Below are 11,562 nucleotides of genomic sequence, written 5' to 3'. Positions count from 1 at the left end.
GCATCCAACTGTGAAATCGTTCGCCCTGGGGAAATCATGAACAGTTTCAACGACATCAAGCTCGGTCGCCGTGGTCTTCTCGGCGCCGCCGCTGCCGCATCGGCCATGACCCTGGCGCCGGGCGCGCTGCGCGCCCAGCCGAAGATCGCGCCGCCCACCATCGTCAAGGCGGGCACGCTGATCATGTCGATCAACCCGACCCTGCCGCCGCTGCAATATGTCGACGACAAGGGCCAGCTGAAGGGCATGCGGGTCGAGCTCGCCGACGAGTGCTGCAAGCGTCTCGGCCTCGCTCCGGAATATATCCGCACGGAATTCGCCACCATGATCCCCGGTCTCGCCGCCAAGCGCTGGGACATGATCAACACCGGCATCTTCTGGACCGAGGAGCGGTCCAAGCTGATGTACATGGTGCCGACCGAGCAAGCGGCCATCAGCTTCCTCGCGGCAAAGGGCAATCCGCTGGGCCTGAAGACAGTCGACGATCTTGCCGGCAAGCGCATCTCGGTCGAGCTGGGCGGCATCGAGGAGCGGCGCACTCGCGAGGTCGCCGACATGGTGGCGAAGAAGGGCCTGAAGCCTGTCACCGTCATGACCTTCAACAACTTCGCCGAGGCTTTTCAGGCGCTCAAGGCCGGTCAGTCCGACGCCGCTACCAGCATCGACGCCACGGCGATGTTCATGCAACAGCGCGGCGACTTCACCCGCGCGATCAGCGGCGTGTTTCCCCAGATTGCCTGTTTTGCCTTTGCCAACAAAGCTCTGGCCGAGGCGATCGTCGGCGCGCTGAACGAACTCAAGAAGGACGGCTACTACGACAAGCTGCTCGACCAGTACGGCGTGCTGAAGATCGACGAGCCGACCTTCTCCATCAAGGGGCCGGGGCCGGCCTAGCGCGCAGCATCGGTGCCGGCATGACGGTCTGGAACTGGGAAGGTTTCTGGGGGTACTTCACCAACCTCTACCTTCTCGAGGGTGCGCTGTGGACGATCGGTCTCACGATCAGCACGCTCATCCTGGGCGGACTCCTCGGGCTCCTGCTCGCCGTGATGCGGCTCAGCAAGCACAAGGGCCTGTCGCGCGCGGCCCAGACCTATATCTGGATCTTCCGCGGCACGCCGCTGCTGGTGCAGCTCATCATCATCTACACCGGCCTGCCGCAGCTCGGGCTTGTGCGCTTCAACGTGCTCGAATCGGCGATCATCGGCCTGGCGCTGAACGAGGCCGCTTATCTCTCGGAAATCCTGCGCGGCGGCATCCTGTCGGTCGCCAAGGGACAGACCGAGGCGGCGCGGGCGATGGGATTGACGCCCTTCCAGATCTTCCGCCTGGTCGTGCTGCCGCAGGCCTTGCGCGTCATCATCCCGCCGCTCGGCAATTCGGTGAACGGCCTGCTCAAGACCACGTCGATCGCCTCGGTGATCTCGATGGAAGAGGTGCTGCGGCGCGGCCAGATCCTGATGCAGCAGAAATTCCAGGTGCTCGAAGTCTTCATCGTCGTGGCCATCATCTACCTTGCGATGACCACCTGCTGGGATTTCGTGCAGCGCCGCATCGAAGCCTATTACGGCAAGGCCTATGGGGCGACGACCGACCACCAGCTCGCGCGTGACGATCACTGACCCAGGCGCTGGTTTCCCGGGTGCTGGTCTAGGCGCGGGCGCGCGCCTTCTCTTCGGGCAGCACGCCCATCTGGCGCAGAACCTCGCGCAGGGCGGGGAGCTGGGCCTCGGGCAGCGGCAGGCGCGGCGCGCGGGGCGGGCCCATCGGCATGCCCATCATCTCGAACGCGGCCTTGGTACCGGAAACGTAACGCGGGCCGCCAACCCACCAGAGCAGCGGCGTCATCTTCATGTAGAGGGCGAGAGCGGCGTCCATGTCGCGCTTGTCGGCAACGAGGTTGAACAGCTCCGCCGACCAGCGCGGGATCACGTTCGAGCAGACCGCGACCCAGCCTTCGGCGCCCAGCCAGAAGGATTCGTATCCGAGCACGCCCGCGAAGACCGTCATCTTGTCGCCGGCGAGGCGGATGATGTCGCGCACCCGCGTCGGATCGAGGGTCGATTCCTTGACGTAGAGGCAGTTCGGAATCTCGGCGATGCGCGCGATCAGCTCCGGCTGCATGTCGACATTCGCCGTCGCCGGATTGTTGTAGACCATGATCGGAAGCGAGATCGCGTCGGCCACTTTCTTGTAGTGGGTGAAGAGCTCGTCGTCGGTCGGCACGCTGTAGAAGGGCGGGATGATCATCACGCCGTCGGCGCCCATCGATTCGGCCTCGCGGCTTGTCCGCACGACTTCGTCGGTCCATTCCGCGCCCGTGCCGATCAGCACCGGCACCCGGCCGGCGGCCTGCTTCACCACGATCTCCACGATCTGGCGCCGCTCGTCGGGCGTCACGCTCAGGAACTCGCCGGTGCTGCCCAGCGGGATCAGGCCGTGGATGCCCTCGGCGATCTGGAAGTCGACCAGCCGGCGCAACGCCGCTTCGTCCACCTTGCGGCCGTCGGCCGTGAAGGGCGTGATCATGACCGTGTAGGTGCCGCGGAACTTCTTCATGCTGAGCCTCCGCGAACATTGTAGACCTTTTGCATGCGCCTGAAACACCCCGACATGCGGCCCACGGGCGCGCCCGTCCGCATCTCCTTCGACGGGCGCGAGGTCGAGGCGATGCCGGGCGAGACGATCGCGGCCGCGCTGGCGGCATCCGACATCGTCGCCCTTCGGCAGGCCCGCTCCGGCGCACCGCGCGGTCCCTTCTGCGGCATGGGTGTCTGCTTCGACTGCCTCGTCACGGTGAACGACCGCCCCAGCCAGCGCGCCTGCCTCACCAAGGTCGAGGCCGGCATGGACGTGCGCTCCTCGCCTGTGACGACGGCGCCCACGGCAAATGCGCCCGTCACCGAGCCGGAAGAAATCGCCTGCGACGTGCTGGTGGTCGGCGCCGGGCCGGCGGGCCTGGTCGCCGCCCGCGCGCTCGCCGTGGCGGGGGCGTCCGTCGTCGTCCTGGACGAACGCCTTCATCCGGGCGGACAGTACTTCAAGCCGCTGGCGCCCTCGCACGACGCCGACTTCGCTGCTCTCGATCGCCAGTTCCGCGACGGCGCGGTGCTGCGGCAATCGACCTTGGCGGCGGGTGCCCGCATCCTGAACGACGCGACCGTCTGGGCCGCCTTCTCGCCGCAGGAGATCGCCGCCGTGGTCGCAGGCCGGGCGACCCTGTTTCGTCCGCGTCGCCTCGTGCTGGCGACGGGCGCCTACGAGCAATCGCTTGCCGTGCCGGGATGGACGCTGCCCGGCGTGATGACCGTCGGCGGTCTGCAGACCCTCGCGCGTTCCTACCGCGTGGCGCCGGGTCAGCGCATCGTGATCGCGGGCAACGGACCGCTTTGCCTGCAGACCGCGGCCGAGCTGATCGACGGGGGCGCCAACGTCGTCGCCGTGTTGGAAGCCGCGCATCGGCCCGGCCTCGCGCGATGGCGCGCGTTGGCGAAGGCGGCCGCCGCCGATCCGTTTCTCATCGCCCAGGGCGCACGTCTCGCCGGACGGCTGGGCGATCTGCTGCGTTGGGACTCAAAGGTCACGCGACTGGTCGGCGAGGATCGCGTGCGTCGTGTAGAGGCCGGCGCCTTTGCCATCGACGCCGATATCGTGGCGCTGGGCTACGGCTTTGCCTCGCAATCGGAGCTGGCCCGCTCGCTGGGCTGTGCCCACCGCTTCGTCGCGCGCGGCACCGGATCGATGGAGACACTGACCGACGCCGAGGGCCGCACGAGCCTGCCGGAAATCTTCGCGATCGGTGATGGCGCGCGATTCGGCGGTGCGCACGCGGCGATGGCACAGGGAACGATTGCAGCCGCTGCAATTGCCGGCGATCTCGGCCTTACGGTTGCGAAGATCGACGATGCGCGGCGGACGTTGAAGCGAGCCCGCCAATTCCAGACCGCGCTGTGGCAATTGTTCGAAGCACCTCCGCTCGATCCCGCAAAGATCGAGGACGCCGCGATCGTCTGTCGCTGCGAAGAGGTGACGGCGGGCGATCTCCGGGCACTGATTGCGGCGGGTCACGATTCGCCCGCATCGCTGAAGCGGAAATGCCGGGTCGGCATGGGCCGATGCCAGGGACGTTATTGCGCTTCCCTGGTGGCGCGCATGACGACGGGCACGGTGGGCGAATTCGACCTGTTCGCGCCGCGTCCGCCGGTCAAGCCCGTGCCGGTTCGTGCGCTGACCGTCGAGCAAGGGGAATGGGGCGGGCACAAGGAGTTCGAGCCGCCCGACATGTCGCGGCCGCGCGAGATCGAGCCCTTGTCGGCCGAGACGGTCGACACGCTGGTGATCGGCGGTGGCATCATGGGTTCCTGCGTGGCCTATTGGCTGGCGCGCGAGGGCATCGAGACCTTGGTCGTCGAACGCGACGAGGTGAATCTCCAGGCCTCGGGCGCCAATGCCGGCAGCCTGCATGTCCAGCTCCTGTCGTTCGACTTCGGCGCCAAGGCCCAGGCCGGCGGTGGCCCGGCGGCGGATACGTTGCCGCTCGGCCCCGCCTCGGTGGCGCTGTGGCGCGAGATCGCGATCGATAGCGGCCAGGACCTCGAGATGAAGGTCATGGGCGGGCTGATGCTGGCCGAGACCGAGCGCGACGTGGAGTTCCTCAAGGCCAAGATCGCGATCGAGCGGGCGCACGGTGTCGAGGCGGAACTGATCGATGCCCATGAGTTGCGCCGCCTCGAACCGGCCGTGAGCGACGTCGCGATCGCCGCGGAATGGTGTCCCGGCGAAGGCAAGATCAATCCGCTGCGGGCGACCTATGCCGTGGCCGAACGAGCGCGTGCGTTGGGTGCCCGCTTCCGCAGCGGCAGCGATGTCAGGGCGATCGAGCGGATGGATCGCGGCTATCGTGTCATCACCAGCCGCGGCGAGATCGTCTGCCGGCGCATCGTGAACGCAGCCGGCGCCTGGACGCCGCAGGTCGCAGCACTTCTCGGCGTGACGATCCCTGTGAAGGGCGCGCCGCTGCAGATGATCGTCACCGAGCCGGCGCCGCCCGCGATCGAGAAGCTGATCGCCCATGCCGACCGCCATCTCACCCTGAAGCAGATGGCGTCGGGCGCGTTCCTGATCGGTGGTGGTTGGACGGCAGGCCTGGACGAGCAGCAGCGCCTGTCGCGTGCCTTGCGGTCGAGCGTCGAGGGCAATCTCTGGATCGCCAGCCGGGTCATTCCCGCGATCGCCGATCTCCATGTCGTGCGCATCTGGGCCGGCATGAACGTCAACGTCGATGGCGCGCCGATCGTGGGCGAAGTCCCGGGCCTGCCGGGCTTCTACAACTGCGTCGGTTCGAACGGCTACACCCTGGCGCCGGTGCTGGCGCGCCTGACGGCCGAGATGATGGCTGGCCGCAGCACGAGCCTGTCGGTGGCGCCCTACTCGATCGAACGCTTCTAGTTGAAGATCGACGGATCGATCAGCGGGCGGCCACGCGGGCGGGCGGCTTCGGGGCGGTCGCACTTCTGGAACTGGCCACGGCCCGCCGAGCCGCTCATGCGGCCTTCCTCCATCACCACCTCGCCGCGCGACAGGGTCATCACCGGATAGCCGGTGAGTTCGCGTCCCTCGTAGGGCGTGTAGTCGCAATTGTGATGGAGGATCGAGTTGGTGAGGCTCACGCGGCGATTGGGGTCCCACAGCACGATGTCGGCGTCGGCGCCCACGGCGATCGTGCCCTTGCGCGGATGCAGGCCGTAGATCTTGGCGGCGTTGGTCGAACTCAGCGCCACGAACTGCTGCAGGCTGATGCGGCCCTTGTTGACGCCTTCGGAGAAGAGGAGCGGCAGCCGCGTCTCGACGCCGGGCACGCCGTTGGGGATCTTGCGGAAGCTCTCGCGGGCGCCCGGCAGCTTCTTGCCACGCACGTCGTCGAACCTGAAGGCGGCGTGGTCGGACGACAGAACCTGGAAGGTGTTGGCCGCCAGGCCGGTCCAGATATGCTCCTGGTTGTCGGTGCCGCGCGGCGGCGGCGAGCAGACGCACTTGGCGCCCTCGTCGCCCGGCTTCTCGAAATCCTCTTCGCTGAGGAACAAGTATTGTGGGCAGGTCTCGCCATAGACCCTGAGGCCACGCGCCTGCGCGCGCTGGATCTCGTGCATGGCTTCCTTGGCCGAGACATGGACCAGCAGCATCGGCACGTCGAGCATCTCGGCGAGCGAGATGGCGCGGTGCGTGGCCTCGCGCTCGACCACGAAGGGCCGCGACGTCGCGTGGAACTTCGCGGCGGTCATGCCCTTCAGCTCCAGCCGCTCGGTCAGCCAGGTGATGCAGTCGGAGTTCTCCGCATGGATCATGAGCATGGCCTGCTCGCGCCGCGCCGCCGCCAGCGCATCGAGCATCTCGCGGTCGGTGAGCTTCACGTCGTCATAGGTCATGTAGACCTTGAACGAGGTGTAGCCGTCGGCGACAAGGGCGGTGAAATCCTGACCCATGATCTTCTCGCTGGCGTCCGACAGGATCACGTGGAACGCATAGTCGATCAGCGACTTGCCCTCGGCGCGCTTGTGATACTTGTTCACCGCATCGCGCAGCGGCTGGCCCTTGTTCTGGTAGGCGAAGGGAATGATGGTCGTGGTGCCGCCGGCCGCGGCGGCCCGGCTGCCGCTCTCGAAATCGTCGCAGAAGACCGAGCCGTCGGCCGTGTCCTGGTCGAAATGGACGTGGGCGTCGATGCCGCCCGGGACCGCGATCCGGTCGGTGCCGTCGATCTCGCGGCGGCCCTTGTCGAGACGCTCGCCAAGGGCCACGACCCGCCCGCCGACGATGCCGATATCGCCGTTCACGACATCCGAAGCCGTGGCAATCGTCGTGTTGCGGATGACGAGATCGTATTCGGCCATGGGGTTCCTCCTGGGGCGGCTTTGGCCAGCAGTGTAGCAAGTCCCATGCCCGGTTTTCGCTCCCCGTCTTCACCTAGACCCCGGACCCGGCACGGTCCAAACTCACGATAACAATGTGGGAACCTCAATGAAACGCTGGGTCGGACCCTTGATCGCGCTGCTGGCTGCCGCCGGTATCGGCGCTTTGGCTCAGGCGCAGGTCGCGATCAAACCGGCCGTCGTCTTCAGCACCGGCGGCAAGTTCGACAAATCCTTCAACGAGGGCGTCTGGCAGGGCGCCGAGCAGTTCAAGAAGGACACGAACATCGCGGTCGCCGAGTTCGAGCCGAGCAACGAAACCCAGTTCGAGCAGGCGCTGCGCAGGTTCGCGCAGCGTGGCCAGGACCCGATCATCGCGGTCGGTTTCGCTCAGGCGGTGGCGCTCGAGAAGGTCGCCAAGGAATTCCCCAACATCCATTTCACCCTGATCGACAGTGTGGTGAACCTGCCCAACGTCCAGTCCGTCGTGTTCAAGGAGCAGGAAGGCTCGTTCCTCGTCGGCATGCTGGCGGCGATGGCCTCGAAGACCGGCAAGATCGGCTTCGTGGGCGGCATGGACATTCCGCTGGTGCGCCGCTTCCAGTGCGGCTTCGAGCAGGGCATCAAGTACGCCAATCCCAATGCCGAGCTGATCACCAACATGACCGGCACGACTCCGGCCGCGTGGAACGATCCGGGCCGCGGCGCCGAGCTCGCCAAGGGCCAGTTCGATCGCGGCGTCGACGTCGTCTATGCCGCTGCCGGCAGCACCGGGCTCGGCATCCTGCAGGCCACCAAGGATCGCGGCAAGCTGGGCATCGGCGTCGATTCCAACCAGAACCATCTCCATCCCGGCAACATGCTGACCTCGATGCTGAAGCGCGTCGATCTCGCGACCTACAACAGCTTCAAGGCCGCCCAGGACAATCAATGGAAGGGCGGCGTGCAGGTGATCGGCCTCAAGGAAGGCGGCGTCGATTGGGCGCTCGACAAGGACAACGAGAAGCTCATTACGCCGGAGATGAAGGCCAAGGCCGATGCCGCGAAGGCCGCGATCATCTCGGGCCAGATCGTCGTCCACGACTATATGAGCAACAATTCGTGCAAGAGCTGACGGCCGACGCTGCCATCGAGCTTCGGCGGATCGACAAGTCGTTCGGCGACGTGCACGCGGTGCGCGGCGTGTCGCTGCGCATCGAGCGTGGCAGCATCACCGGCATCGTGGGCGAGAACGGCGCCGGCAAGTCGACCCTGATGAGCATCCTCTACGGGCTCTATCAGGCCGATGCCGGCGAGATCGCGGTCGACGGCAAGCCGGTCGCGATGGCGAGCCCGCGCGACGCCATCGGGCACGGCATCGGCATGGTCCATCAGCACTTCATGCTGGTCGACAGTTTCACCGTGCTGGAGAACCTGGTGCTGGGCGCCGAGGGTGGCGCGCTGCTGGCCGGCGGGCTGGCGGCGGCGCGGACCGAGCTGGCGCGGCTTGCGCGCGAGTATGGCCTCGCCGTCGATCCCGATGCGAGGGTTGGCGATCTCTCGGTGGGCGAGCAGCAGCGGGTCGAGATCCTCAAAGTGTTGTTCCGCGGGGCACGTATCCTGGTGCTCGACGAGCCCAGCGCCGTGCTGACGCCGCAGGAGACCGACCGGTTGCTGGAGATCCTGCGCGTGCTGCGCGATCGCGGCGTGACCGTCGTGCTGATCACCCACAAGCTGCGCGAGATCCTCAGCGTCACCGACAAGGTGGTCGTGATGCGGCGCGGCGAGGTCGTGGCCGAGCGGCGCACCGCCGAGACCAATGTCGAGGAACTGGCCGAGCTGATGGTCGGCCGCAAGGTACGCTTCGACCTCGACAAGGCGCCGGCGCGCAAGGGCGAGGCGCTGCTGGTGGCCAAAAGCCTGTCGCTGGTCGATGGCCGCCGCGTGCGCCTGCTCGACGATATCTCGCTGGAAGTGCGCGCGGGCGAAATCGTCGGCATAGCGGGCGTCTCCGGCAACGGCCAGACGGAGCTGCTGCAAGTCCTGTCCGGCATCCGTCGCCCGAGCGGAGGAACGCTCGAAGTCTGCGGCCGCACGGTCGATGCGACCCATCCCGTCGATCCCGCCGAGATGCGCGACCTCGGTGTCGCGCATGTACCGGAGGATCGCATCCGCCAGGGGTTGGTGCCGGCTTTCCTGGCTTCGGAGACGTCCATCCTCGGCTACCAGGATCGCGAGCCGTTCTGCCACAACTACCTGCTGGACGGGCCCGCGGTCGGCAAGCATTGCGAGGGTCTCATGGAGCGCTTCGACGTGCGGCCGCGCACGCCGGGCCTGCGTTCGTCGAACTTCTCCGGCGGCAACCAGCAGAAGTTGATCCTGGCGCGCGAGATGGCGCGCAATCCGAAGGTGCTGCTGGTCGGCCAGCCGACACGCGGCGTCGACATCGGCGCCATCGAATTCATCCGCCGCGAGCTTTTGGCCAGCCGCGACGCCGGCTGCGCGGTGCTGGTCGTGTCGGTCGAGCTGGAGGAGATCCTGTCGCTGGCCGACCGCATCCTGGTGATGTTCGGCGGCCGCATCGTGGGCGAGGTCGCGGCTGGCGAAGCCGACGAGCGGACCCTGGGCCTGATGATGGCGGGCGCTCAGGCCGCATGAGCGCGCTGCGCCGTCCGCTGCCGGGCTGGGTCGAGATCGGCCTGCTTCCGCTCGCCAACATCGCGATGGCCTTCCTCGTCGTCGGCCTGATCGTGAAAGTGATCGGCGTCGATCCCTTCCATGCGCTGAAGCTGCTGGTGCTGGGCGCCGTCGGCTCGTCGGAATCGATCGGCTACACGCTCTATTACGCCACCAACTTCATCTTCACCGGCCTCGCGGTGGCGGTCGCCTTCCACGCCGGCCTGTTCAACATCGGCGGCGAAGGTCAGGCATATATCGGCGGGTTGGGCTGCGGTCTCGCGGTGTTGGCGCTCGATCGCTACCTGCCGGGCCTGCTGATGATCCCGGTCGCGATCCTGGCGTCGGCGGCGTTCGGCGCGGCGTGGGCCGCCATACCGGCCTGGATGCAGGCATGGCGCGGCAGCCACATCGTCATCACCACCATCATGTTCAACTTCGTGGCCTCGGCGCTGATGGTCTACCTGATGGTGAACGTGCTGATCGCGCCGGGCTCGATGACGCCGCAGAGCCGCGGCTTTGGCGCATCGGCCGCGGTGCCGTCGATGCAGGCGGCGCTGCAATGGATCGGCATCGCCGTCGCGCCCTCGGCGCTCAACCTGTCGCTGCTGCTGGCGCTCTTGAGCTGCGTCGGTGTCTGGATCTTCCTGTGGCACACGCCCTGGGGCTACGGCCTGCGCACCATGGGCCACAATCCCGAAGCGGCCCTCTACGCCGGCACCAACCTGAAGCGCACGACCATGCTGGCCATGTGCCTGTCGGGCGCGCTGGCGGGCGGTGTCGCGGTCAACGAGCTGCTGGGCGTGCATCACCGGCTCGTGCTCGACTTCGCGGCGGGCTACGGCTTCACCGGCATCGCGGTCGCGCTGATGGGGCGCGGCCATCCGCTGGGCATCGTGCTGGCGGCGCTGCTGTTCGGCGCGCTGCAGCAGGGCGGCGCCGAACTCGCCTTCGAGATCCCCTTGATCACGCGCGAGATGGTGGTCGTGATCCAGGGTCTGGTGATCCTGTTCTCGGGCGCGCTCGTCCACCTGCCGCGGCCGTGGCTGCAGGCTCTGTTCGCGCGGAGGGGCTAGGGGTGGAGGAAGCGCTCACCCTCGTCACCCTGACGCTCGCCGCGACCTTGCGTGTGGCGACGCCGTTGGTGCTTTGCGCCATGGGCGGGCTGTTCTCCGAGAAGAGCGGCATCATCGATGTCGGCCTCGAAGGCAAGATGCTGATGGCGGCGTTCTTTGCGGCCGCCACGGCGGCAGTCACCGATTCGGCCTGGATGGGCGTCGGCGCCGCGATCCTTGCCGCCGAAGTGCTGGCGCTGCTGCACGGCTTCGCCTGCATCACCCATCGCGGCAATCAGGTCGTGAGTGGTGTCGCCATCAACATCCTGGCGATGGGCCTCACCGTGGTGCTGGGCACTGCCTGGTTCGCGCGCGGTGGCCAGACGCCGCCGCTGGCCGATGGCGAGCGTCTCAACCCGATCTTCTTTCCCGTCGCCGGCGACAACATCCTGGTCTATGTCGCGCTCTTCTCGGTGCCCTTCGCCTGGTGGTTGATCGAGCGCACGCGCTTTGGCTTGCGCCTGCGCGCGGTGGGCGAGGTGCCGCTGGCGGTCGATGCCGCGGGCATTTCCGTGGCCTGGCTGCGCTATCGCGCGGTGCTCCTTTGCGGCCTGTTCGCGGGTCTTGCCGGCGCCTATCTCTCGATCGCCCAGAACGCAGGTTTCAGCCGCGACATGACGGCGGGGCAGGGTTTCATCGCGCTGGCGGCCATCATCTTCGGCCGCTGGCGGCCGTTTCCCGCGTTCGGCGCCTGCCTCGCCTTCGGACTGCTCGACGCCATCGCCATCCGCCTGCAGGGCGTCAGGCTGCCGGGGATCGGTGAAGTACCGGTGCAACTGATCCAGGCCATGCCGTATCTTCTCACTCTATTCCTGCTGGCCGGTTTCATCGGCCGCACCGTCGCGCCGAAAGCGGCCGGCGTCCCTTACGAGAAAGAGCATTGA

The 11,562-nt window shown here is 67.2% G+C and carries 9 protein-coding genes; 7 read left to right on the top strand and 2 right to left on the bottom strand.

Annotation, left to right across the window (positions count from 1 at the left end):
• Positions 1-36 precede the first annotated feature (36 nt).
• Together AC1RP5_RS27805 and AC1RP5_RS27800 are read left to right on the top strand one after the other, a co-directional pair.
• Positions 37-894 (top strand): ABC transporter substrate-binding protein, encoded by an 858-nt coding sequence (locus tag AC1RP5_RS27805; protein ID WP_493116050.1) that lies wholly within the window; start codon positions 37-39, stop codon positions 892-894.
• A gap of 20 nt (positions 895-914) precedes the next feature.
• Positions 915-1,622 (top strand): amino acid ABC transporter permease, encoded by a 708-nt coding sequence (locus AC1RP5_RS27800; protein WP_493116049.1) that lies wholly within the window; start codon positions 915-917, stop codon positions 1,620-1,622.
• A gap of 28 nt (positions 1,623-1,650) precedes the next feature.
• Here the strand turns inward: AC1RP5_RS27800 and dapA are convergent, their stop codons facing one another.
• A complete protein-coding gene (dapA, locus tag AC1RP5_RS27795) occupies positions 1,651-2,559 on the bottom strand; it encodes a 4-hydroxy-tetrahydrodipicolinate synthase (RefSeq protein WP_493116048.1) in 909 nt (302 codons plus the stop codon).
• Positions 2,560-2,592: 33 nt separating this feature from the next.
• On the opposite strand from dapA, the gene AC1RP5_RS27790 reads away from it, so the two are divergent.
• On the top strand, positions 2,593-5,448 hold the full coding sequence (locus tag AC1RP5_RS27790) for an FAD-dependent oxidoreductase (protein WP_493116047.1): 2,856 nt from the start codon (positions 2,593-2,595) through the stop codon (positions 5,446-5,448).
• Here the strand turns inward: AC1RP5_RS27790 and hydA are convergent.
• Positions 5,445-6,890 carry a dihydropyrimidinase gene (gene hydA / locus AC1RP5_RS27785; RefSeq protein WP_493116046.1) on the bottom strand — a complete coding sequence of 482 codons (1,446 nt, stop codon included), beginning with the start codon at positions 6,888-6,890 and terminating at the stop codon, positions 5,445-5,447. The two genes, AC1RP5_RS27790 and hydA, sit on opposite strands and share 4 nt — an antisense overlap.
• Positions 6,891-7,017: 127 nt before the next feature.
• Between hydA and AC1RP5_RS27780 the strand changes: the two genes are divergently transcribed.
• The 4 genes from AC1RP5_RS27780 to AC1RP5_RS27765 are packed head-to-tail and all read left to right on the top strand — an operon-like array spanning position 7,018 to position 11,562.
• Positions 7,018-8,022, top strand: a complete 1,005-nt coding sequence (locus AC1RP5_RS27780; protein WP_493116045.1) for a BMP family lipoprotein — start codon at positions 7,018-7,020, stop codon at positions 8,020-8,022.
• On the top strand, positions 8,019-9,545 hold the full coding sequence (locus AC1RP5_RS27775; protein WP_493116313.1) for an ABC transporter ATP-binding protein: 1,527 nt from the start codon (positions 8,019-8,021) through the stop codon (positions 9,543-9,545). Before AC1RP5_RS27780 ends, AC1RP5_RS27775 begins: the two co-directional genes overlap by 4 nt.
• Positions 9,542-10,639, top strand: coding sequence for an ABC transporter permease (locus AC1RP5_RS27770; protein ID WP_493116044.1), 1,098 nt, complete (start codon positions 9,542-9,544; stop codon positions 10,637-10,639). Before AC1RP5_RS27775 ends, AC1RP5_RS27770 begins: the two co-directional genes overlap by 4 nt.
• A 2-nt stretch (positions 10,640-10,641) precedes the next feature.
• Positions 10,642-11,562 carry an ABC transporter permease gene (locus AC1RP5_RS27765; RefSeq protein WP_493116043.1) on the top strand — a complete coding sequence of 307 codons (921 nt, stop codon included), beginning with the start codon at positions 10,642-10,644 and terminating at the stop codon, positions 11,560-11,562.

This window comes from Reyranella sp. GW821-FHT12G01 (assembly GCF_058806575.1).
Note: the sequence above shows the minus strand (reverse complement) of the source record. Positions and strands in the feature narration are given on the sequence as shown.

Excerpts from the sequence above, each read along its gene's own strand:
- AC1RP5_RS27805 (WP_493116050.1), top strand. The coding sequence starts at position 37 with ATGAACAGTTTCAACGACATCAAGCTCGGTCGCCGTGGTCTTCTCGGC.
- AC1RP5_RS27800 (WP_493116049.1), top strand. The coding sequence starts at position 915 with ATGACGGTCTGGAACTGGGAAGGTTTCTGGGGGTACTTCACCAACCTC.
- dapA (WP_493116048.1), bottom strand. The coding sequence starts at position 2,559 with ATGAAGAAGTTCCGCGGCACCTACACGGTCATGATCACGCCCTTCACG.
- AC1RP5_RS27790 (WP_493116047.1), top strand. The coding sequence starts at position 2,593 with ATGCGCCTGAAACACCCCGACATGCGGCCCACGGGCGCGCCCGTCCGC.
- hydA (WP_493116046.1), bottom strand. The coding sequence starts at position 6,890 with ATGGCCGAATACGATCTCGTCATCCGCAACACGACGATTGCCACGGCT.
- AC1RP5_RS27780 (WP_493116045.1), top strand. The coding sequence starts at position 7,018 with ATGAAACGCTGGGTCGGACCCTTGATCGCGCTGCTGGCTGCCGCCGGT.
- AC1RP5_RS27770 (WP_493116044.1), top strand. The coding sequence starts at position 9,542 with ATGAGCGCGCTGCGCCGTCCGCTGCCGGGCTGGGTCGAGATCGGCCTG.